This window comes from Burkholderia sp. 9775_39 (genome assembly GCF_015712225.1).
Lineage (GTDB): Bacteria > Pseudomonadota > Gammaproteobacteria > Burkholderiales > Burkholderiaceae > Burkholderia > Burkholderia cenocepacia.
Window position 1 is genome coordinate 151,858 of record NZ_JACCQC010000005.1, and the last position, 22,404, is coordinate 174,261.

The following is a 22,404-nucleotide window of genomic DNA, read 5'->3' on the forward strand; positions in this document are numbered from 1 at the left end:
GGCGCCGTCACGCGCGCTGGCGGCTGCTCGGCACGTGCTCCGTCGTCAGCCGGTCGAGTTCGCGCAGATCGTTCTCCAGCGCGGGCGTGAGCGTCGTGCGCAGGTGGTCGAGGAAGGTGCGGATCTTCGCATCGAGATAGCGGCGCGTCGCGTAGACCGCATAGACGCTCACTGTCTGCAGCCGGTACTCGGGCAGCACGCGGATCAGGCGCCCTTCGCGGATATCGTCGAGCACCGTATACAGCGCCACGCACGCGATCCCGCGCCCGGCGCGCACCGCGACGCACAGCGCGTCCGGCACGTTGACCTGGAACGGCGCCGGCTGCAGCTCGTAGACGGTTTCCTCGCCGTCGCTGCGCTCCAGGCGCCATTCGCCGGCCGGCGACGCGGGCGTGTCGAGGCGCAGGCACACGTGGTTCGGCAGTTCGTCGGGCGTCTGCGGCGTGCCGTGCCGCGCCAGGTATTCGCGCGACGCGACCAGTACGCTGCAGCTCGTGCCGCAGGTCTGCGCGACATAGCCCGAATCGGGCAGCTGCGACGCGGTCACGATCGACACGTCATACCCCTCTTCGACCAGGTTCGGCATCCGCTGCGCCAGCGTCAGCTCGACCGATACGTCGGGGTTGTCCTCCTGGTAGCGGACGATCGACGACACGACATGACTCTGCCCGAGCCCCGTCATCGCGTGAATGCGCATCTTGCCGCTCGGCCGCAGCAGCGCGTTACGCGCCTCCGCGTTCGCGTAGTCGATTTCCGCGAGGATCGATTTCGCGCGCTCGAAATAGCGCTCGCCGCTTTCGGTCAGGCCGAGGTGGCGGGTCGTGCGATGCAGCAGGCGCGTCTGTACGTGGGCTTCGAGGTTCGAGACCGCGCGCGACACCTGCGCGGTGGTCGCGTCGATTTCCTTCGCGACCGCAGTAAAACTGCCGGCTTCGACGACGCGCACGAACAGGCGCATGTTTTCGAGCATGTCCATTGAATTGGCTTGGGGAGAGTCAGTGGGGAGGCGTCGGCGGCGCTCGCGTCAGAGGGGCAACGGAACACGGCCGCGAACCACGTCGAATCGATCACCGTGCCGGGGAGAAGGCGGGAGAGCGGGCATCGCGTACGGGGTTCTGGCATGACGGGGGAATTCAGTGCGCCGAATTGTACGCCGCTGCAGACGAATTTGGGCGATTGTGCGCACGCAAGTTCTCATCCGGTGAAAGCATTTTGCAAGACTTGCGCGTCGCACGCGTGCAACGACGCGATGCCGCGCGACAATTTGTATCACAACACGATATAATTCCGCGCTTGGCCGCCGCGCCCTCGCGTTGTCATTTTTACCGCTTACCGTCCATGTCGTCAGGCTCCTCCCCGTCGCGCCGCACGTTGCGGCAGTGGCTGCACAGCTTCATTCCCCATCCGATGACACTCGGCTGGCGCGAGCGCCTGCGCTCGTGCACCGGCGCGCTCGTCGGCATCGCGACGGTCGGCGTCACGATGCGGCTGCTGCCCGGCGTGCCGGGCCTCGTGCCGCTGCTCGTCGCGCCGATGGGCGCGTCGGCCGTGCTGCTGTTCGCGGTGCCGGCGAGCCCGCTCGCGCAGCCCTGGTCGATCATCGGCGGCAATCTCGTCGCGGCGACGGTCGGCGTCGCGTGCGCGCAATGGATCGCCGATCCGATCACGGCCGCCGCGGTCGCGATCGCCTGCGCGATCGGCGGCATGTTCGCGTTGCGCTGCGTGCATCCGCCGTCGGGCGCCGTCGCGCTCACGGCCGTGGTCGGCGGTCCGGCGATCCATGCGCTCGGCTTCGGCTTCGTCCTGCAGCCGATCGCGCTGCAATCGGCGATCCTGCTGTCGGCCGCGCTCGTCTATCACGCGCTGACCGGGCACCGCTACCCGCACGGCGGCGTGCGCCCCGAAGCGAAACCGCAGACCGGCGGCGCCGCCCCGGCGCGCGGCGGCTTCACGCGCGGCGACCTCGACGCGGTGCTGAAGCGCCGCAGCGAATGGCTCGACGTCGATCCGGACGATCTCGAAACGCTGCTGCGCGAAACCGAAATGCAGGCTTATACGCGCACGTTCGGCCAGTTGAAGTGCGCCGACCTGATGACGAAGCATGCGATCGAGGTCGCGCCGTCGACGTCGGTCGCGGCCGCGCTCACGCTGCTCGATCGCCACCGCGTGAAGGCGCTACCGGTGGTCGACGGCGAAGGCCGCCTGACCGGCATCGTCACGCGCGCCGACCTCACGCGTCAGTTGCGCCGTCCGGCCCCGCTGTGGCAGCGCCTGTCCGCGCGGTTGCCGCAATCGTTCGGCGGCCAGCCCGCGAGCGTCGCGTCCGTGATGACGCGCGACGTCGCATCGGTGCCGGAAACCATGCCGATTACGGCGCTCGTGCCGCTGTTCACGCATTCGGGCCACCACCATATTCCGGTCGTCGATGCGTCGCGCCGGCTCGTCGGCATCATTACGCAGACGGATCTCGTCACGGGCCTGTATCAGCAGACCCAAATGCTCGAGGCCGCGTAGCGCGCACCCCGTCACGTCACCGCCTGCGACACGCGGAATGCGATCATTCCGCCTGATTTCGGCCATTTATATCATGTTGTGATATATTTACCGCCACCGTAACCGACTGCCCGACCGACCTCGATGAACGATACCCGACGCGCGCTGACGAAAGGCGATTTCCAGCAACTGTCCGAGTTCCGCTACCAGATGCGCCGCTTCGAGCGCTTCTCCGAACGCGCCGCGCAAAGCGAAGGCGTGACGCCGCTGCAATACCTGCTGCTGCTGCACATCAAGGGCTATCCGCATCGCGAATGGGCGACCATCGGCGAACTCGCGGAACGCCTGCAGGCGCAGCACCACGGCGTCGTGGCGCTGGTGACGCGCTGCGAAGCGCTCGGGCTCGTGAAGCGCAAGCCGAGCGAAGCCGACCGCCGCCAGGTCGAAGTCCACCTCGAGCACGCCGGCGAAACGCTGCTCGCCCGCCTCGCGGCCATGCATCGCGCCGAACTGAAGTCGCTCAAGGACACGTTCCAGGTTCCCCAGATCGATTACTGACCCTTGCCACTCCGATGAACGCCCCACATAAACGCGATTTCTCGACCAACGAACGCCTGCCCAGGATCGCGTTGCTTGCCGCCGTGATCGGCCTGCTCAGCACGCTTGCCGCGTTCGTGCTGCTGAGCCTGATCCACCTGTTCACGAACCTGTTCTTCTTCCAGCAGTTCTCGTTCGCCGATCATTCGCCCGCGAACAACACGCTCGGCGCCTGGGTGATCGCCGTCCCGGTGATCGGCGGGCTGATCGTCGGCCTGATGGCGCGTTTCGGTTCGGAGAAGATTCGCGGCCACGGCATTCCGGAAGCGATCGAGGCGATCCTGTTCGGCAAGAGCCGCATGTCGCCGAAGGTCGCGATCCTCAAGCCGCTGTCGTCCGGCGTCGTGATCGGCAGCGGCGGCCCGTTCGGCGCCGAAGGCCCGATCATCATGACGGGCGGCGCGCTCGGCTCGCTGATCGCGCAGTGCGTGCACGTGACCGCCGCCGAGCGCAAGACGCTGCTCGTCGCCGGTGCAGCCGCCGGCATGACCGCCGTGTTCGGCACGCCGGTGGCCGCCGTGCTGCTCGCGGTCGAGCTGCTGCTGTTCGAATGGCGCCCGCGCAGTTTCCTGCCGGTCGCGCTGGCGTGCGCGGTGGCCGGCTTCGCACGCGCGGTGTTCTTCGGCGTCGATCCGCTGTTTCCGCTGACGACCGCCGCGCCCACGCCCGTCGCGCTGCTGTCGTGCATCGTCGCGGGCCTGCTGTCGGGTGCGCTCGCATGCGGCCTGTCGGCGGCGCTCTACCGCGTCGAAGACACCTTCGCGAAGCTGCCCGTGCACTGGATGTGGTGGCCCGCGCTCGGCGCGATCGTGATCGGCGTCGGCGGCTGGCTCGAGCCGCGCGCGCTCGGCGTCGGCTACGACGTGATCGGCGACCTGCTGCACCAGCACATCGCGCTGAAGATCGCGCTCGCGCTGCTGATCGTGAAGGCCGTGATGTGGGTGATCGCGCTCGGCTCCGGCACGTCGGGCGGGGTGCTCGCCCCGCTGCTGATGCTCGGCGCCGGCCTCGGCACCGTGCTGTCGCCGGTCTTGCCGGGCGGCGATCCGGCGCTGTGGCCGCTCGTGTGCATGGCCGCGACGCTCGGTGCGACGCTCGGCGCCCCGCTCACCGCGATCGTGTTCGCCTTCGGCCTCACGCACGACACCAATGCGCTGCTGCCGCTGCTCGCGGCGACGCTCGTCGCGCACGGCTTCGCGACCATCGTGATGAAGCGCTCGATCATGACGGAAAAGATCGCACGCCGCGGCTACCACATCTATCGCGAATACGGCGTCGATCCGCTGGAGCGGCACGACATCGGCGAAGTGATGACGTCGGCCGATCTGCTCGTCGCGATCGACGGCACAGCGACGCTCGATACCGTCGAGACGCAATACTTCGGCGCGAAGCAGACACACCGCGCGTACCCGGTCGTGCAGAACGGCCGCCTGCTCGGCCTCGTCGATCGCGCGACGCTCGACGCGCAACGTGCGCAGGCCGGCGCCGACACGCCGATCTCGGCCGCGTTCGCCGATCGTGCACCGGCCGTCGCGCTGGCGCACGAAACGTGCCGCGTCGTCGCGTCGCGCCTCGCGATGCTCGGCCTCGAACGGCTGCCGGTGGTCGCCGACGAGCAATCGCTGCGCATCACGGGGATCGTGTCGCGCAGCGACCTGATCAAGCCGGCGCTCCAGCACTTCGACGACGAACACAAGCGCGAGCGCTTCCGTCCGGTCGTCCCGGTCAACCTGCGCGGCATCGGCTCGCGCAAGGCCGGCTGACGTCGTTCGCGTGCGCGGCGCTCTGCCGCGCGCCGCTTCCCTGCCTCACGCCGCGCCACGATACGGTGCGCCCGTCGCGCGCCGCATCGCCTTCCCGTCGCTTTCCGCCGTTTAAAGTTGGTTAACAATTCAACAGACGAAAGTTTGTCATCATGGTGCTCATGCGACGGGGCCATCCAATAGCCATTCCACTTCGCCATTCGATAAAGAGTCGCGGCGCGGCATGCACGTACATGCCGCCTGCCGCGACCGTCACCTCACCACACCACGACCGGGCAGCGCACCGACCGCGCCACGCATGACGTCGAGCCGTACACGACGCATGCCGCGCCGCAGCAACATGCGCAGCATCCGAGCCGCCATTTGGCAAGCGCGTTAACAACTTGTTTCGGAATGACCGGAACCGTGCCCGCCCGATGCGATCTCACTTGCACGCAGCACTGCTGCGCATCCCACTCAATCAATCACGACTCGAGGGAGATAACGTGAACGTGAAATACTTACCGCTCATCGCATTGACCGTGGCAATTTCTGCTCATGCCGCTGAACCTGCCGTGCAAAACGTGGGACAAAGCCAGAAAGACGCTCCCGACGTTTCGGCGTGCATCGCCAAGACCTGGGCCGACAAGTCGCAACAACAGGTGATCTCGCAGAACGTGCTGGCCAACGGCCTCGCGACCGATGTGTACGCACCGGGCCAGCAGCCGCCGAACGGCGCCGCCGCGATGGTGCGTCCGTCGTGGAAGCCGGGTGCGAAGACGTGGGTCGGCGTGCGCGGCGATGCAGCGTCCGCCGGCGACATCAACGCCTGCCTGTAACGATGTAACGAGAACAGGCGCACCGGATGGCCTTGCGCCATCCGCTTGCGACGAGCCCCGCTTCGGCGGGGCTTTTTCTTTGCGGCGCGGAAAGCGTCTTACAGGTAGCTGCAGACGTAATCGAGCGTCTCGAGCACTTCGATGTCGAAGCGGCTCTTGCCCGGCACCGAGAACGATTCGCCGGCGCCGTAGGTCTGCCATTCGCTGCTGCCGTCGAGCTTCACGCGGCACTTGCCGGCCTGCACTTCCATCAATTCGGGCGCATCCGTGCCGAAGTTGAGCGCGCACGGCAGGATCACGCCGAGCGTCTTGCGCGTGCCGTCCGGGAAGAGCACGGTATGCGACACGCACTTGCCGTCGAAATAGACGTTCGCGCGCTTGACGACCGATACGTTGTCGAATTGGGTTGCACTGGTCATGTGATGCCTCTGATTGCTGGATGCCGGATGGCGATGGAGTTGGAGGCCGGCCGGAGCGGCGGGCCGGCCGCTATGATACCGGCTCGCGCAACGTGTATCGGAATGGCGCGCTACCGGTGCGTGCCGGGCCCACGATCGTCAGGATTGCTACGTGATTCTGTGGGGCGCCGGTTCACCGCAACCCCTTGCGCCGCGCGGAATCGCGCAGGCAATCGAGCAGCATCGCCGCGGCCGGCGTCAGCGGGCTGTCGCGGCGCGTGACGACCTGAACCGATACGCCCGGCAGGCGCTCGCGAATCGGCAGCACCGCGAGCTGCTCGCGCGCCCACTCGCCTTGCAGCAGTTGCTCGGGCATCGATGCGATCAGGTCGCAGCCGGTCATCAGGCTGTGCGCGAGACCGAAGCTCGGGCATTCGACGACGCGCGCCGGCACCGGCAGCCCGTACGCGACGAACGAATTGAACAACACCTGCGTGGAGCTTTCCGGCGACGGATTCATCAGCCAGTCGGCCTCGACGAGATCGGCGAGCGACGTGGCCGACGCGAGCGGATGCCCTTTGCGCGCGACGATCAGCGAGCGGCTCGCGTAGAGCTCCGCATGATCGAACTCGGCGGCGAGCAGTTCAGGCACGACGACGGCCACCGCGAAATCGAGCGAGCCGTCGTGCAGGCGCGGCAGCGCGACCCCCGGGAACCCTTCGACCAGATTGACGCGCGCCACCGGAAAGCGGCGCCGGAACGCACGGAATGCATCGGGCAGGATCGTCACCGCCGCCGCGGGCGTGATCGCCGCCGCGACGGAACCCGTCATCGCGCCCTGCGCCTGCTCGATGTCGTCGCGGGCGCGCTGCATTTCGGCGACGATCAGCCGCGCGCGCACCTGCAGTTGCTGGCCGAACGCGGTGAGCTGCACGCCGCGCGCGGTGCGCACGACGAGCGACACGCCGAGCGCGATCTCCAGCTCCTTCACCGCCTTCGTCAACGCGGCCGGCGACACGTTCAGGCGCCGCGCGGCCGCGCGAATGCTGCCCTCCTCCGCGGCGGTGACGAACGCTTTCAGCTGATGGTATTTCATGGGGCAATGCGTGATCCGTGGAAACCCTGTGCGGCGCGCGGCGCCATCGCTCAGGGTATTCCCGAGCGGCAACCGACGGTGTGCACCAAAGCAATTTAGCAGCTTCTGGTACGCAAAAGAAATTTATATGCTTGGTCGTCGCATGCGCATCAGACGCCCCACCCGGCCCCACAGGAGACACCATGCTGCAAGCCGTGAACCCCGTCATCCCCGGCATCGCCGCGATCGCCCCCGAGCTCGTCGAAGTCCGCCGCCGCATCCACGCCCATCCCGAACTCGCATTCGAAGAGACGCTCACCAGCGATCTCGTCGCCGAACTGCTCACCGGCTGGGGCTACGACGTGCATCGCGGCATCGGCAAGACAGGCGTGGTCGGCGTGCTGCGCGCAGGACAAGGCACGCGTACCGTCGGCCTGCGCGCCGACATGGACGCGCTGCCGCTCGCGGAAACCACGGGCCTGCCGTACGCAAGCCGCCACGCGAACAAGATGCACGCATGCGGCCACGACGGCCACACCGCGATGCTGCTGTGCGCGGCGCGCCACCTCGCGGCGACGCGCCATTTTTCCGGCACGCTGAATCTGATCTTCCAGCCGGCCGAGGAAAATTTCGGCGGCGCGAAGGCGATGATGGACGACGGCCTGTTCGACCGTTTCCCGTGCGACGCGATCTTCGCGATCCACAACATGCCGGGCCGCGCGGCCGGCGACATGGCGTTTCGCACCGGCGCCGCGATGGCGTCGGCCGACCGCGTGACGATCACGCTGCGCGGCGTCGGCGGCCACGGCGCGATGCCGCATTTCGCGCGCGATCCGATGTCGGCCGCGGGCAGCATCATGGTCGCGCTGCAGACGATCGTCGCACGCGAAGTCGACGCGCAGCATGCGGCCGTGATCACGGTCGGCAGCGTGCAGGCCGGCGAGACGTTCAACATCATTCCGGAAACCGTCGTGATGAAACTGTCGGTGCGTGCGCTGAACGCCGACGTGCGCGCGCTGCTCGCGCGCCGTATCGACGCGCTCGCGAAGGGGCAGGCGGAGAGCTTCGGCGTCACCGCGGAAGTCGACTACGACTATGGCTACCCCGTGCTCGTCAATCACGCGGAACCGACCGCGTTCGCGGCCGACGTCGCACGCCAGATGCTCGGCGCCGACCGCGTCGAAACCGAAGCCGCGCCGCTGATGGGCAGCGAGGATTTCGCGTTCATGCTCGAAGCGCGCCCCGGCTGCTACGCGTTCATCGGCAACGGGATCGGCAGCAAGGGCGGCTGCATGGTGCACAACCCCGGCTACGACTTCAACGACGACATCCTCGCGATCGGCGCGAGCTACTGGGTTCGCGTCGCCGAAGCCTGGCTCGCGGCCTGACGGCCCTTCACCACGCAGTTTCGCGCTCAACCGGGGGAACCCCATGGAAACGTCCGCCCTTCCGTTCGCCGGTACGCCGGTCGATGCCCGCGCCGCCGCGAAGAAACGCCGGCTGATCGCGGCCGCCGCCGTCGGCAACGCGCTCGAGTTCTACGACTTCACGGTCTACAGCTTCTTCGCGATCCTGATCGGCAAGCTGTTCTTTCCCGTGCATTCGTCGTTCGGGCAGTTGATGCTCGCGGTCGCGAGCTTCGGTGTCGGCTTCGTCACGCGTCCGCTCGGCGGGCTCGTGATCGGCATGTATGCGGACCGCGCCGGCCGCAAGAAGGCGATGATCCTCACGCTGCTGCTGATGGCGCTCGGCACCGCGACGATCGCGATCGCGCCGACCTTCGCGCAGATCGGCATCGCCGCGCCGCTGCTGCTCGTGCTCGCGCGGCTGCTCCAGGGGTTCGCGTCGGGCGGCGAAGTCGGCGCATCGACGACGCTGCTGCTCGAACAGGCGCCGCAGCATCGTCGCGGCTTCTACGCATCGTTCCAGTTCTCGAGCCAGGGGCTCGCCGCATTGGCGGGCGCACTCACCGGCGTTGCGTTGACGTCGACGCTGACGGCCGCGCAGCTCGAAAGCTGGGGCTGGCGCGTGCCGTTCATCATCGGCACGCTGTTCGTGCCGATCGGCTACTGGCTGCGCCACACGGTCGAGGAAGTGCCCGCTGCCGCGCCGGCCGCCGCGCACGACGAGCCGGTCGCCTCGCTGCCGCTCGCCGACGTGCTGCGCCACCATGGCAAGGCCGTGTTCGCGGGTCTCGGCGTGACGATCGGCGGCACGTCGATCCACTACATCATCGTGTTCTACATGGCGATCTACGGCGTGCAGGTGCTGCACCTGCCGACCTGGCTGTCGATGACGGCCGGCTGCGTCGCCGGTGCGATCCTGATGCTCGTGACGCCGATCGGCGGCCATCTGTCCGACGTATATGGCCGTAACCGGATCGTCTGGTGGACGCGCATCGTGCTGATGGCCGCGATCTATCCGGCGTTCATCGCGCTGAACCGCTGGCCGGGCGCCGCGTCGCTGCTGTCGATCATCGCCGCGCTGTCGATCGTGCATGCGATCAACATCGGTGCGACGGGCGCGATGCTCGGCGAGTTGTTTCCGCGGGCGGTGCGTGCGACGGGCGGTGCGCTGGTGTATAGCGTCGGCGTCGCGATCTTCGGCGGCTTCGCGCAGTTCTTCGTCACGTGGCTGATCTCGGCGACCGGGAATCCGAATGCGCCTGCGTGGTATGCGATCGGGTGTGGCGCGATGACGTTGCTTGCGATTCGTTGCATGGACGAGAAGGCCGGGAAGGCGCTGGATTGAACGGCGGACGATGCGCGGCACGCGAAGCGTCATTGACGTCGCGCGCGCGCATCGGGCATCATCGGCCCATGCACCACGCCACGATCACCCTTTCGACGACCACGCGCACGACCGCCTTCGGCGGGCCCGTGCGGCGAGTGCGCGCAAGATCGTAGCGTCACTGATTCCCACAGGCCCCGCCGGTTCCGGACGGGGTCTCGTCGTTTCTCCGTCCGCATCGGCCACTCAGGAGAAACGCAATGTCCGAAGCCCCTTCCCCGAAACGCGCGCTGCTCGTCATCGACATGCAGGTCGGGCTGTTTCATGGTCCCGATCGTCCGCATGACGGCGAACGCGTGCTGGCCAACATCAACCTGCTGATTCGTCGCGCGCATGAAGCCGGCGCGCCGGTGTTCGCCGTGCGTCACACCGGCCCGGCCGGCTCTCCGATCGCGCCCGACGCGCCGCTCGCCGCGTTACTGCCGGAACTCGCGATCGATACCGCACGCGACATCGTGTTCGACAAGACCCGGCCGAGTTGCTTCGCGGGTACGCGGCTCGCGGCGTGGTTACATGCGGCGGGGATCGGCGAGATCGTGATCGCGGGGATGAAGACGCAATACTGCGTCGATACGACGTGCCGTGCGGCCGCGGACCTCGGGTTTCGCGCGGTGCTCGTGACCGATGCGCACACCTGCACGGATACGCCCGCGCTGCCGGCCGAGCGGATCGTCGCGCATCATAATGCGACGCTTGGCGGGCCGTTTGCGGTGCTGACGACGACCGAGGCATGCGTGTTCTGACGCAGCGCGCCGGTCGGACTGCGGTAAGCGAGTGCGCGCGTTGCAATAGCGTCAGCAGGGACCGTCAATTCGCTGGAATCGGCTTGCCGATCGTTCGATGCGCCATGCCGACTTTCGAGCACAGTAAAAGCAAAAAGGCACGGGGCTTTCGCCACCCGTGCCTTTTTCAGCTACACAGACCGCCCGCACTCAAAACGTATGCATCATCCCCACATACGCACCCGTCTGCGACTCGCCCGTCATCGGGCTCGTCCCCGACGTCGCGTCACGCGGCGTCGCGAGCAGCGAGAAGTTCGAATTTCCGCCGTTGCGCGCATACGCGACCGTGCCGTACAGGAACGTGCGCTTCGACAGGTTGTACGTGGTGCCGAGCACATACATGATCGCGTGCCCTGACGGGTCATGCGACGCATCGCCGCCGCCGTCGCCGACCTTCACGTAGTAGCCACCACCCGTCACGGCCCACTGCGGCGTAGCCGAATAGGTCGCGCCAAGCCAGTAGTGATCGGCACGGTCGGCGACACCGGCCGGGCTGTCCGGCGCCTGGTAGTGCGTATACGCACCCTGGATCTTGAACTTCGACACCTTCACGTTCGCCCCGACGAAGTACTCGCGCGACGCCGTGAAAATGTTGCTGAACTTGCCGTTGTTGTCGCGCAGTTCGTCGTAGATGCCGCGCACGTCGAGCACCGGCGAGTGGTACGAGATCATGATCCCGTCCGAGCGGCCGAAATCGTCGGCCGCGCCGTAGTTGAAGCCGCGCGACTGGTTGCCGAACGCGTATTGCGCCTGCACGTCGAAGCCGCCGATCACCGGGCTGTGATATTCGATGTTGTTGCTGCTCTGCTGCCAGTTGCGGCCACGCACGAGCGAGGCCGACGAAAACGCCTGCTGGACGAACGGGTCGAATTCCCACACGCCGTCGCTGTCGATGAACAGGTTGCGGCCGGCCTGCAGCTGGCCCCACGTGTTGCTCTTCAACCCGACGTACGCGCGCCGTGACCACATGCGCCCGCCGCCCGTCTGGCCGTTCATGACCTGGAACGCGGTTTCCAGGTTGAACACCGTCGACAGCCCGCCGCCGAGATCCTCGACGCCCTTCAGCCCGAACATGCTGGTGCCCCAGTCGCCGCTTTCCGCGCTCCAGCGCGACTTGCTGCCGTTCGGTGTCGCGATGTGGTTCAGGTATTCGATACCGCCGTCGATCCGGCCGTACAGCGTGACGCTCGTCTGTGCAAACGCGGCCGCCGGCGTGGCGGCCGCAATCAGCCATGCGAAGTATTTGAGTCGCAAAATGATGCCCCCTCGAAGTCTCGACCGTCCGACGCGCACCCCATGCACGCGCCTCGGGTCTGCTTATCCGCGATCGATCGAAAAACGTCCGGGGCCCGCCGCGCAGAGCGCGAGCAAGCCGCCCGAGATCGCGATGTTCTTGTAGAAATGAATCATGTTGTTGATCTGCTCGCCGCCCGTCATCGTCCAGTAGTGGTGGCCGATGATGCCGGTACCGATCGTGTACAGCGCAAGCAACAGCGCGAGCGGCCGCGTCTGGAAACCGACGAGGATCGCAATCCCGACGATGAGCTCCATCACGACGGAGATCGCCGCCGAGATGATCGGCGCCGGCGCGCCCTCGCTACCCATGAACGCGATCGTACCGGAGAAGTCGATAATCTTCTTCCAGCCGAACATCACGAACAGGATCACGAGCAGGATTCGGGACAGCAGCAGCAGCACATCGCGCTGGGACGCGAGAAACGGTTGGTTCGGTGTCATGATCTCGATCAACGAAAACGATGCGCGGCGTGCGCGCACCGGATTGCCTGTGAACCAGGACGGGCGGCCGCCTGCGCCGCCCGTCCCGCTCTGCAACAACCGGCATCGGGGCCCGCCCGATGTGCTGTGCTCCTCCTCTTTTCTATTGTTGCCCTGCCTCGCCGCGTGCCGCGTTTCAGCGCAGCTTCGCGACGTCCTGCTCGGTCACCTTCGCGGCCGGATTGCCGAACTGCCCGGTCAGGTAGTTCGTCAGCGCGGCGATCTGCGCATCCGACAGCTCGTGGCGGAACGCGGGCATCCCGACGTCCTCGCTGCCGGCCTTGCGCTGCACGCCGTTCAGGATCACCTGCACGAGGTTGGTCGGATTCGACGCGCCGACCGTCGAGTTGTGGAACAACGGCGGGTAGTAACCGTCCGGCGTGCCCTTGCCCTGCATCTGGTGGCAGGTCGCGCAGTTGCCGAGATACAGCCGTGCCGGATCGATGCCCGACGACGCGAGCGCGACGCCGCGCAGCTTCAGGCCATCCTCGGCCGGCTTGCCCCACGACGAGCGCGACTGCTTCGCGTCGCCGCTGGCGACGGCCGGCACCGTACGGATGTACGTCGAGATCGCGCCGATGTCGGCTTCGGTCATCTTCGAGAAGCTGTGCTCGATCGCCTCGGCCATCGGGCCGGCCGCCTGCGCGAGGCCCGGCACGCTGCCGGTGCGCAAGTACTGGACGAGCTGCTGCTGCGTCCAGCCGCCGATCCCCGCGTTCGGGTCGGACGTGATGTTGTAGCCGTCCCAGCCCGCGAGCACCGAGCCCGACAGGAAGCTGCCGCCCGTTTCGTCGAGCGACTTCTCCTGCATCGCGATGCCGCGCGGCGTGTGGCACGTGCTGCAGTGCGCGAGGCCCTGCACGAGATACGCGCCGCGGTTCCACTCGGCGCTCTGCTCGGGCTTCGGCTGGTACACGCCGTCCTTCAGGAACAGCCAGTTCCAGATCTTCAGCGGCCAGCGCATGCTCAGCAGCGCGGGGATCTCGTTCTTCGGCGGCGCCTGCTTGACCGGTTCGACGCCGTGCATGAAGTACGCGTACAGCGCCTGCACGTCGTCGTCGTTGATCTTCGCGTACGACACGTACGGCATCGCCGGGTACAGGTTGTCGCCGTTCTTCGATACGCCGTGCCGCACCGCGCGCTCGAAGTCCTCGAACGTCCAGTTGCCGATGCCGGTATCGGGATCCGGTGTGATGTTGCTCGTATAGATCTTGCCGAGCATCGGCACCGGCATGCCGAGGCCGCCCGCGAACGGCTTGCCGCCCTTCGCGGTGTGGCATGCCATGCAGTCGCCCGCGACGGCGAGGTATTCGCCGCGCTTGACCTGCGCCGGATCGGCCGAATCGGCCGCGCGTGCGAGGCCGGGCAGCGCGAGGCAGCCGGCGAGGAGGAAGGTGAGAGTAGATTTCCGCACGGTCAGACTTCCTTCTTCAGCGTGTCCGACATCCGCAGCGCGAGCGCCGCGATCGTCAGCGTCACGTTCACCGTACCGACGGTCGGCATCGTCGAGCTGCTCGAGATGAACAGGTTCGGATGGTCGAACGTGCGGCAGTCCTTGTCGACGACCGAGTCGCGTGCATCCGCGCCCATGATCGTCGCGCCCGTGATGTGGTTGTTCGGCGCGAACTCGTCGTTGAAGACGACGTCGGTGCCGCCCAGCACCTTCGCGGCCGTCGCGTAGACCTCGCGCGTGTGCACGGCGCCGCGCTTCACGTAATCGTCGATCGCATACGTGATCTCGGGGCGCGGGATGCCGATCGCGTCGGTGGCCGTCTTGCTCGGCACGATGCGGTTCTCGGGCTGCGGCAGGATCTCGTGGAAGCAGTCGAACTGCACGTAGCGCGCGGAACGGTCGCGGATCTGCGCGTCGAGCTCCTCGTGCTTCATCAGCTTGCCGGCCTTGAAGATCTTCTGCGTCTCCTGGTTGATGCGGGACATGTTCGACAGATGGATCTTCTTCGCGGCTTCGGTCGCGCGGAACGGGCCGTCGCGGAACCCGATCAGCGACGTCATCTCCTGCGGGCCGCGGCCCGGCCACAGCTTCTCGTTCGCGTAGAACGACACACCGGTGCCCGGGTGGTCCATCAGGTTGCGGCCGACCATGTCGGAGCTGTTCGCGACGCCGTTCGGGAAATCGCGGTTCGCGGACATCAGCAGGATCTTCGGCGTCTCGATGCCGTTCGCGGCGAGCACGAAGTACTTGCCTTCGACGCGATGGTCGGCGCCCGTCTTGTCCTTGTAGATCGCGGCGACGATGCGCTTGTCCGGGCCCGTCTCGAGCTTGTAGACGACCGCGCTGTCGATCAGCTTCGCGCCGGCCTGCTCGGCCTTCTCGACGTGGACGATGCCGTTGTACATCGCGCCGATCGGGCAGATCGGCATGCAATTGTTGTTCCCGCAACAGGTGGGCCGGCCGTCGTACGGGCGGCTGTTGCGGGCGACCGGCTCGGTCACCACGTGGAACTTCGGGTCATAGCCGTTGAGCGCGCTCTTGATGGTCTGCTCGTTGAACGACAACGGCAGCGGCGGCATCGGGTACGCCTGCTTGCGCGGCGAGTACAGGTCTTCCTCGGGGCCCGGGCCCCACACGCCGAGTTCCTCCTCGGCGCGCTGATACCAGTGCTCGAGGTCGTCGTACTGGATCGGCCAGTCGCGGGCGACGCCGTACACCGTCTTCATCTTGAAGTCGTTCGGGATGAAGCGCCACGCGGAGGCGGCCCAGTGCCACGTCGTGCCGCCCACCGCGCGGATGTACTGCGAGTTGAACTTGTGCTCGCCCTTCAGGATCAGGTAGTCGTTCGGCGGGCCGTATTCCGGATGCGGGGCCCACGGGCTCGACGGGTACGGCGCCATGAAATCGGTCTTGTCGGGCTGGTTGCGAAAGCGCTCGACGATTTCCCAGCGCGGCATGCGCGGGCCGGCTTCCAGCAGGATCACGGACTTGCCCGCCATCGCGAGCTGGTGCGCAACGATCGCGCCGGCGACACCCGATCCGACGACGACGACGTCGGCTTTTTGCGTATCGGTATCGGCCATCAGGCTTGCCTCTCGATCGGTTTTTCGGCCCAGAAGCCGGGTTTGTTGGGGCAATACGAAGGGATCACGAGCGTATCGGACACCACGCTGAACATTAATGCTTCCTCGTAGGTAATCACGACGTTGTCGACGATGCCGAGATACCACGCGCCGAGAATCGTCAATGCGAGCGATTCCTGGTCGGGATTCAGCGAACCGGATGCGAGCGCACCGGCGAGTTGCGGCAGGCTGTCGGCCGTCTTGAACGAGCCCTTCTGCAAGGCCTGCAGATAGCGCTGGCCGGTGACGCGGCTCAGCCCTTTCTTGCCGGTCAATGCTTCGGAGAGCGTCATGAACGTATCGAGCGGCGCGGTGCCGGGATCGTCGGCCAGGGCCCGCAACGCCAGCGAGCCGGTGAGGCCCGCCGCCGTCAGCGCCAGTGCGCCCTGCAGCCATTGACGCCGCGTGATGCCGGTTGCGGCTGCGTCGTCACGACGCGATTGGGGGGTGTTGTCGTTGTGCATGTTTCCTTCTCTCGAACACCGGATTCGGGAAAACCACGCTTGATATTTCTCAAACATTGGCGCGGACCTGCAATGTACGCGCACAAATCGGATCGAACAATCTTTTTATAGTCTATTAAATGTTCCGCAATCCGGGACAATCGATATTTCGCTGCATTTTTGTGTCGTCGACGCGACAAATCGGCCGCAGGCACGCGCGTGTCGCGTGCCGACCACACACCACACCTGCACGCCGCACTGCGCGCGCATGACGGTCGGTTAGAATTCCGTGCAATCAAACAGAAAGCTTCCCTCCGAGGGCAATCGAGCGATGAAGCAGCGCGACAAGTACAACAAAGAAACGAACCAAACCAACCACACGACCCGGCTGCTCTGGCGCATCGGCGCCGTCGCGGCGCTCGGCGCCGCCGCGGCCCTGTCGCTGCACGCCGGCGCGGCGCGCACGGTGAGCGTGTCGCCGCAAGGCACCGTCACCGAAGTCCGGCAGAGCGTCGTCAAGTTCGACGAACCGATGGTCGCCTTCGGCTCGGCCTCCGCGCCGAATCCGGCGCGCGTGACCTGTAACGATTCGACGGCCGCGCGCGGCCAGGGCCACTGGCTCGACGACAAGACCTGGGTTTACGATTTCGAAAGCGACCTGCCGCCGGGCGTCCGCTGCGCGGTCGCGCTCAACGACACGCTGCGCTCGGTCGCCGGCAATGCGGCGAGCGGCCCGCGTCGCTTCACGTTCCAGACGGGCGGCCCGTTCCCGGTGTCGGTGCGCCCCGGCTCCCGCGAGATCGAGGAGCGTCAGGTCTTCGTGATGAAGCTGAACGGCCCGGCCGAGCCGCGTTCGGCGCTCGCGAACATCTGGTGCGAAGCGGCCGGCATCGGCAACCGCATTCCGGTCACGGCGGCCGACGACGATACGCGCAATGCGCTGCTCGATCATTTCGGGCTGAAGAAGGAGGCGGCGCGCGTGCTGACGCTGTCGTGCTCGCAGGCGCTCCCGGCGAGCGCGAAGATGCAGCTCGTGTACGGCAAGGGCGTCGCGAGCCCGAGCGGCATCGCGAACGAAACCGAACGGCGCTTCGATTTCACCGTGCGCGCACCGTTCGCCGCGAGCTTCTCGTGCGAACGCGAGAACGCGAAGGCGCCCTGCACGCCGCTGCGCCCGCTCACGCTGTCGTTCAACGCACCGATCGCGCGCAAGCAGGCCGAAGCGATCAAGCTGCGCGGCCCCGACGGTTCGCTGTCGCCGACCTTCGCGGCCGACGATCACAGCGAGGAAGTGACGACCGTCACGTTCAACCCGCCGCTGCCCGCGCAAGCCGCCCTGACCGTCGAGCTGCCGTCGGGCCTGCACGACGTGACCGACCGGCCGCTGTCCAACGCCGACCTGTTCCCGCTCGCGACGCGCACCGCGCCGATGCCGCCGCTCGCGAAATTCTCGTCGGGCACCTTCGGGATCGTCGAGCGCTTCGCCGAACCCGGTACGCCGGCGCTGGTGCCCGTCACGCTGCGCAACGTCGAGGCCGACCTGCATATTGCGGGCCTCAATGCGGGCGGCGCGCAATTCGCGAACCTGAAGGTCGAGAACGACACCGCGATCCGTCAATGGATGCGCACCGTCGATCGGTTCGACAACTGGTCGATGACGGCCGGCTCGATCGACGACCAGATTCCCGGCCTGCTGCAACGCAAGGGCCAGCACCCCGTGTACGTGCCGCTCGAAGCCGGCGAAAAGCAGCCGGCGCCGAAGAACCGCCGCATCGACGTGCGCTCGCTGTCGCTGCTGACGGGCGAGCCCGGCGCGCAGGTGCTGACGCTGCCGAAGGCCGACCCGAAGACGCTGCGCCCGTTCGAAGTGGTCGGCGTGCCGATCGACAAGCCCGGCTTCTACGTGCTCGAACTCGCGTCGCCCGCGCTCGGCCGCTCGCTGCTCGCGAAGCCGTCGAGCATGTACGTGCGCACCACCGTGCTCGTCACGAACCTCGGCGTGCATCTGAAGCAGGGCCGCGAGAACAATCTCGTGTGGGTCACGACGCTCGACAAGGGCAAGCCGGTGCCGAACGCGCAGATCCGCGTGTCGGACTGCAACGGCGACGAAATCGCGGCCGGCAAGACCGACGCGCAGGGCCTGCTGAAGATCGACGGGCCGTTCGAGCCGAAGCGCGCGTGCAGCTCGTCGGAGCAGCGCTTCGACGACTACTTCGTGTCGGCGCGCGTCGACGACCCGAAGACGGGCCCCGACATGGCGTTCGTCAGCTCGGGCTGGAACCGCGGGATCGAATCGTGGCGCTTCAACGTGCCGACCGACACCGACAGCGCGCCGACCGTACGCGCGCATACGGTGTTCGACCGCACGCTGCTGCGCGCCGGCGAAACCGTGTCGATGAAGCATTTCATCCGCACCGAGACGCTGCAGAGTCTCGCGTTCCCGTCGCAATACCCGACGCGCGTCGCGATCCGCCATCTCGGCACGGGCCAGACCTACAAGCTGCCGCTCACGTGGGCGGCCGACCACAGCGCGGACTCGCAGTTCACGCTGCCGGCCGCCGCGAAGCTCGGCGAATACAGCGTCGAACTCGAAGGCGGCCCGGAAGATGCGCCGAGCGCCACCTACTACAGCGGCAGCTTCCGGGTCGAGGCGTTCCGCCTGCCGGTGCTGAAAGGCTCGATCGGCGCGCGCGACGCGCAGAAGAGCCCGCTCGTCGCCGCGAAGGAAGCGCCGCTCGCGGTGCAGATCGACTACGTGTCGGGCGGCGGCGCATCGAACCTGCCGGTACAGGTGTCGGCGCTGATGAAGTGGGCGTCGCCGCCGTTCGCCGATCGCTTCGAGGATTTCAGCTTCACGCCGTATCGCCCCGACACGAGCGACGGCAACGCCGACGACGATGCGCAGGACGGCGACAACGCGTCGTCGTCGAACCACGACCCCGACGCGACGAAGCTGATCGCCGACAAGCTGCCGCTGACGCTCGACCGCAACGGCGCGGGCACGGTCACGCTCAAGGGCCTGCCGGACGTCGACGCACCGAAGCGCATCGCGCTGGAGGCGACGTTCGCGGACCCGAACGGCGAAGTGCAGACGATCCGCGGCGACACGATCCTGTGGCCGGCCGCGGTGGTGGCCGGCATCAAGGCCGGCCGCTGGGTGTCGGTCGGCCAGCGCGTGCCGGTGCAGGCCCTGGCGGTCGACCTGCAGGGCAAGCCGCGCGCGTCGGTGCCGATCGAGATCAAGGGCGTCGCGCGCATCACGACGTCGTCGCGCAAGCGGATGGTCGGCGGCTTCTATGCGTACGACAACAAGAGCGATACGCGCGACCTCGGCGTGCTGTGCTCGGGCAAGACCGACGACAAGGGCCGCATGGCCTGCGACGCGACGCTCGAACAGGCCGGCAACGTGCAGCTGATCGCGGTCGCGAAGGACGGCGACGGCCGCACGTCGAATGCGTCGACGTCGGTGTGGGTCACGCGCGAGGACGAACTCTGGTTCGGCGGCGACAACACCGACCGGATCGACGTGATCCCCGAGAAAACGTCGTACGAACCAGGCGAAACGGCCCGCTTCCAGGTGCGCATGCCGTTCCGCTACGCGACCGCGCTCGTCGCGGTCGAGCGCGGCGGCGTGATGGAAACGCACATCGTCGAGCTGAACGGCAAGAACCCGACCGTGGACCTGAAGGTCGGCGACGCGTGGGGGCCGAACGTCTACGTGTCGGTGCTCGCGCTGCGCGGCCGGATTCGCGAGGTGCCGTGGTACTCGTTCTTCACGTGGGGCTGGAAGGCGCCGGTCGAATGGGCGCGCGCGTTCTGGCGCGAAGGCCGCCACTATGAAGCGCCGACCGCGTTCGTCGACCTGTCGAAGCCCGCGTTCCGCTACGGGCTCGGCGAGATCAAGGTCGGCACGGGCGTTCACCGCCTCGGCGTGACCGTGACGACCGACGCGACGCGCTACACGGTGCGCGGCAAGGCGCAGGCGCACGTGAAGGTCACGCTGCCGAACGGCCAGCCGGCACCGGCCGGCACGCAGATTGCCATTGCGGCCGTCGACGAGGCGTTGCTCGAACTGATGCCGAACAACAGCTGGGATCTGCTCGACGCGATGCTGCGCCGGCGCGCGTACGGTGTCGAGACGGCCACCGCGCAGATGGAAATCGTCGGCCGCCGCCACTTCGGCCGCAAGGCCGTGCCGGCCGGCGGCGGGGGCGGCAGCGCGCCGACCCGCGAGCTGTTCGACACGCTGCTGCTGTGGAATCCGCGCGTGACGCTCGACGCCAACGGCAGCGCGACCGTCGAGGTGCCGCTCAACGACGCGCTCACGCGCTTCCGGATCGTCGCGATCGCGGCGGTCGGCCCCGACCGTTTCGGCACGGGCAGCACGTCGATCCGCAGCACGCAGGATCTGCAACTGATCTCCGGCCTGCCGCCGCTCGTGCGCGAAGGCGACGCGTTCCGTGCGCAGGTCACGCTGCGCAACACGACCGACCGCGGGATGCAGGTCGTCGTGACGCCGCACGTGACGGGCCTCGACGTCGCACCGCAAACCGTGTCGCTGGCGGCGAATGCGGCCACCGAAGTCGCGTGGACGATCACCGTGCCCGAACAGGCGCTCGATGCGGCCGGTGCGCTGAACTGGCGCATCGAGGCGGCCGAGCAAGGCGGCAAGCGCGCGTCCGACGCGCTGGCGGTCGCGCAGAAGGTCGTGCCCGCGCTGCCGGTCACGGTGCAGCAGGCGACGCTCGCGCAGGTCGACGGCACGCTGACGGTGCCCGTGGCGGCCCCGGCCGGCGCGGTAAGCAATGCCCAGGGCGTCCCGCGCGGCGGCATCGCCGTGTCGCTGCAGTCGAAGCTCGCCGACGGCCTGCCCGGCGTGCGCCGCTGGTTCGAGCGCTATCCGTACCGCTGCCTCGAACAGCAGACGTCGCGTGCGATCGGGCTGCGCGACCCCGCGCAATGGCAGGCGCTGATCGCGCGCATGCCCGTCTATCTCGACAGCGACGGGCTGGCGAGCTACTTCCCGCCGTCGTCCGACGATTCGCACCATGGCAGCCCGACGCTGTCGTCGTACCTGCTCGTGGTGTCCGACGAAGCCAGCCGTCTCGATCCGCGCTTCGCGCTGCCGGAAGACCTGCGCACGCAGCTCGAAGCCGGGCTCGCGCGCTTCGTCGACGGTCGCCTCGAGCGCAACGCGTGGGCGCCGCGCCAGGATCGCGACCTGCGCAAGCTCGCCGCGATCGAGGCGCTGTCGCGCTATGGCGCCGCGCAGGGCCGCATGCTCGGCTCGATCGAGATCGCGCCGAACCAGTGGCCGACATCGGCGGTGATCGACTATCACGCGATCCTGACGCGCGTGAAGGACATCCCGCAACGCGACGAGAAACGCGCGCAGGTCGACCAGATCCTGCGGGCGCGCCTGACGTACCAGGGCACGCAGCTCGTGTTCTCGACCGCGCGCGACGACGACCTGTGGTGGCTGATGACCAGCAACGAGACCAATGCCGCACGCCTCGCGCTGGAATTCGCGGGCGACCCGGCATGGAAGGATGAAATGCCGCGCGTGACCGCCGGCCTGCTCGCGCTGCAACGCCAGGGCGCCTGGCAGACGACCACGTCGAACGCGCTCGGCCTGCTCGCGGTCGAGCGCTTCTCGCGCACCTACGAGAGCACGCCGGTCGCCGGCACGACGAAGATCGCGCTCGGCGGCAACGAACGCGCGATCTCGTGGTCGCAGGCAGGCTCGGCCGCACCCGCCGATACCCCCGCGTCGGCGGCGCCGTCGGCGTCGGCCACGCCCGCGACCCGCGCGGCCGCCGCGCGCAGCGTGCTGATGCCGTGGCCGCGTGCGTCACAGGGGCCGGCGACGCTGTCGGTCACGCAGGACGGCACCGGTCGCCCGTGGGCGACCGTCGAAAGCCTCGCCGCCGTGCCGCTGCGCGCGCCGTTCGCGGCCGGCTACCGGATCACGAAGACCGTCACGCCCGTATCGGCGGCCGTCAAGGGCGTGCTGACGCGCGGCGACGTCGTGCGCGTGCATCTCGACATCGATGCGCAGAGCGACATGACGTGGGTCGTCGTCAACGATCCGATTCCGTCCGGCGCGACGATCCTCGGGTCGGGCCTCGGCCGCGATTCCGAAGCCGCGACGCAGGGCGAGAAAACGCCGGACGGTGCATGGCCGGCGTTCATCGAGCGCGACTTCGACGGCTATCGTGCGTACTACGACTATTTGCCGAAGGGCAAATTCTCGGTCGAGTACACGGTGCGGCTGAACAACGTCGGCACGTTCGGCCTGCCGCCGACGCGCGTCGAGGCGCTGTATGCACCGTCCGTGTACGGCCTGTGGCCGAACCCGCCGCTGACCGTGAAGCCGGCCGACGCGGGCAAGTAA

The 22,404-nt window shown here is 67.6% G+C and carries 16 protein-coding genes; 8 read left to right on the forward strand and 8 right to left on the reverse strand.

Going from position 1 to position 22,404, the window contains the following annotated elements; genetic code table 11:
* Nucleotides 1–7 precede the first annotated feature (7 nt).
* Nucleotides 8–976 carry a LysR family transcriptional regulator gene (locus tag H0X90_RS09040; RefSeq protein WP_006494690.1) on the reverse strand — a complete coding sequence of 323 codons (969 nt, stop codon included), beginning with the start codon at nucleotides 974–976 and terminating at the stop codon, nucleotides 8–10.
* Between the two features lie 362 nt (nucleotides 977–1,338).
* Between H0X90_RS09040 and H0X90_RS09045 the strand changes: the two genes are divergently transcribed.
* From H0X90_RS09045 to H0X90_RS09060, 4 genes are all read left to right on the forward strand, one after another.
* Nucleotides 1,339–2,514, forward strand: a complete 1,176-nt coding sequence (locus tag H0X90_RS09045) for an HPP family protein (protein ID WP_012493375.1) — start codon at nucleotides 1,339–1,341, stop codon at nucleotides 2,512–2,514.
* Nucleotides 2,515–2,637: 123 nt separating this feature from the next.
* Complete coding sequence (locus H0X90_RS09050; RefSeq protein WP_006482973.1) at nucleotides 2,638–3,051, forward strand: MarR family winged helix-turn-helix transcriptional regulator; 414 nt, start codon at nucleotides 2,638–2,640, stop codon at nucleotides 3,049–3,051.
* 14 nt (nucleotides 3,052–3,065) lie between these two features.
* The gene (locus H0X90_RS09055) at nucleotides 3,066–4,853 is read left to right on the forward strand and encodes a chloride channel protein (protein ID WP_006494688.1); all 1,788 of its coding nucleotides are present in this window, start codon (nucleotides 3,066–3,068) and stop codon (nucleotides 4,851–4,853) included.
* Between the two features lie 485 nt (nucleotides 4,854–5,338).
* Nucleotides 5,339–5,671: a hypothetical protein gene (locus H0X90_RS09060; protein ID WP_006482964.1), complete on the forward strand. Its 333-nt coding sequence runs from the start codon at nucleotides 5,339–5,341 to the stop codon at nucleotides 5,669–5,671.
* Between the two features lie 98 nt (nucleotides 5,672–5,769).
* Here H0X90_RS09060 and H0X90_RS09065 read toward each other — a convergent pair whose 3' ends face one another.
* Both H0X90_RS09065 and H0X90_RS09070 read right to left on the reverse strand, forming a co-directional pair.
* Nucleotides 5,770–6,090 (reverse strand): pyrimidine/purine nucleoside phosphorylase, encoded by a 321-nt coding sequence (locus H0X90_RS09065; protein WP_006478890.1) that lies wholly within the window; start codon nucleotides 6,088–6,090, stop codon nucleotides 5,770–5,772.
* A gap of 172 nt (nucleotides 6,091–6,262) precedes the next feature.
* Entirely contained in the window at nucleotides 6,263–7,165 is a 903-nt protein-coding gene (locus H0X90_RS09070) for a LysR substrate-binding domain-containing protein (RefSeq protein ID WP_006482963.1), read from the reverse strand.
* Between the two features lie 182 nt (nucleotides 7,166–7,347).
* Here H0X90_RS09070 and H0X90_RS09075 point away from each other — a divergent pair, with 182 nt between their 5' ends.
* The 3 genes from H0X90_RS09075 (at nucleotide 7,348) to H0X90_RS09085 (ending at nucleotide 10,677) form a co-directional block, all read left to right on the forward strand.
* A complete protein-coding gene (locus H0X90_RS09075; protein WP_060211183.1) occupies nucleotides 7,348–8,532 on the forward strand; it encodes a M20 aminoacylase family protein in 1,185 nt (394 codons plus the stop codon).
* A gap of 43 nt (nucleotides 8,533–8,575) precedes the next feature.
* Entirely contained in the window at nucleotides 8,576–9,895 is a 1,320-nt protein-coding gene (locus H0X90_RS09080) for an MFS transporter (protein WP_006482956.1), read from the forward strand.
* 239 nt (nucleotides 9,896–10,134) lie between these two features.
* Nucleotides 10,135–10,677 (forward strand): cysteine hydrolase family protein, encoded by a 543-nt coding sequence (locus H0X90_RS09085; protein WP_077056853.1) that lies wholly within the window; start codon nucleotides 10,135–10,137, stop codon nucleotides 10,675–10,677.
* Between the two features lie 189 nt (nucleotides 10,678–10,866).
* On the opposite strand, the gene H0X90_RS09090 is transcribed toward H0X90_RS09085, so the two are convergent.
* The 5 genes from H0X90_RS09090 to H0X90_RS09110 all read right to left on the reverse strand — a co-directional run bounded on the left by H0X90_RS09090 (nucleotide 10,867) and on the right by H0X90_RS09110 (nucleotide 16,031).
* Nucleotides 10,867–11,970 (reverse strand): porin, encoded by a 1,104-nt coding sequence (locus H0X90_RS09090; protein WP_006482966.1) that lies wholly within the window; start codon nucleotides 11,968–11,970, stop codon nucleotides 10,867–10,869.
* Between the two features lie 63 nt (nucleotides 11,971–12,033).
* The gene (locus tag H0X90_RS09095; protein ID WP_012493376.1) at nucleotides 12,034–12,453 is read right to left on the reverse strand and encodes a DoxX family protein; all 420 of its coding nucleotides are present in this window, start codon (nucleotides 12,451–12,453) and stop codon (nucleotides 12,034–12,036) included.
* Nucleotides 12,454–12,628: 175 nt separating this feature from the next.
* Nucleotides 12,629–13,906 (reverse strand): cytochrome c, encoded by a 1,278-nt coding sequence (locus H0X90_RS09100; RefSeq protein ID WP_006482958.1) that lies wholly within the window; start codon nucleotides 13,904–13,906, stop codon nucleotides 12,629–12,631.
* Between the two features lie 2 nt (nucleotides 13,907–13,908).
* Complete coding sequence (locus H0X90_RS09105) at nucleotides 13,909–15,528, reverse strand: GMC family oxidoreductase (protein WP_006482972.1); 1,620 nt, start codon at nucleotides 15,526–15,528, stop codon at nucleotides 13,909–13,911.
* Nucleotides 15,528–16,031, reverse strand: coding sequence for a sugar dehydrogenase complex small subunit (locus H0X90_RS09110; RefSeq protein ID WP_077189382.1), 504 nt, complete (start codon nucleotides 16,029–16,031; stop codon nucleotides 15,528–15,530). The genes H0X90_RS09105 and H0X90_RS09110 overlap by 1 nt, the downstream gene beginning before the upstream one ends.
* A 310-nt stretch (nucleotides 16,032–16,341) precedes the next feature.
* Between H0X90_RS09110 and H0X90_RS09115 the strand changes: the two genes are divergently transcribed.
* Entirely contained in the window at nucleotides 16,342–22,404 is a 6,063-nt protein-coding gene (locus H0X90_RS09115) for an alpha-2-macroglobulin (protein WP_077189381.1), read from the forward strand.

Excerpts from the sequence above, each read along its gene's own strand:
- H0X90_RS09085 (WP_077056853.1), top strand. The coding sequence starts at position 10,135 with ATGTCCGAAGCCCCTTCCCCGAAACGCGCGCTGCTCGTCATCGACATG.
- H0X90_RS09095 (WP_012493376.1), bottom strand. The coding sequence starts at position 12,453 with ATGACACCGAACCAACCGTTTCTCGCGTCCCAGCGCGATGTGCTGCTG.
- H0X90_RS09050 (WP_006482973.1), top strand. The coding sequence starts at position 2,638 with ATGAACGATACCCGACGCGCGCTGACGAAAGGCGATTTCCAGCAACTG.
- H0X90_RS09105 (WP_006482972.1), bottom strand. The coding sequence starts at position 15,528 with ATGGCCGATACCGATACGCAAAAAGCCGACGTCGTCGTCGTCGGATCG.
- H0X90_RS09110 (WP_077189382.1), bottom strand. The coding sequence starts at position 16,031 with ATGCACAACGACAACACCCCCCAATCGCGTCGTGACGACGCAGCCGCA.
- H0X90_RS09070 (WP_006482963.1), bottom strand. The coding sequence starts at position 7,165 with ATGAAATACCATCAGCTGAAAGCGTTCGTCACCGCCGCGGAGGAGGGC.
- H0X90_RS09040 (WP_006494690.1), bottom strand. The coding sequence starts at position 976 with ATGGACATGCTCGAAAACATGCGCCTGTTCGTGCGCGTCGTCGAAGCC.
- H0X90_RS09065 (WP_006478890.1), bottom strand. The coding sequence starts at position 6,090 with ATGACCAGTGCAACCCAATTCGACAACGTATCGGTCGTCAAGCGCGCG.
- H0X90_RS09075 (WP_060211183.1), top strand. The coding sequence starts at position 7,348 with ATGCTGCAAGCCGTGAACCCCGTCATCCCCGGCATCGCCGCGATCGCC.
- H0X90_RS09115 (WP_077189381.1), top strand. The coding sequence starts at position 16,342 with ATGAAGCAGCGCGACAAGTACAACAAAGAAACGAACCAAACCAACCAC.
- H0X90_RS09055 (WP_006494688.1), top strand. The coding sequence starts at position 3,066 with ATGAACGCCCCACATAAACGCGATTTCTCGACCAACGAACGCCTGCCC.
- H0X90_RS09045 (WP_012493375.1), top strand. The coding sequence starts at position 1,339 with ATGTCGTCAGGCTCCTCCCCGTCGCGCCGCACGTTGCGGCAGTGGCTG.
- H0X90_RS09080 (WP_006482956.1), top strand. The coding sequence starts at position 8,576 with ATGGAAACGTCCGCCCTTCCGTTCGCCGGTACGCCGGTCGATGCCCGC.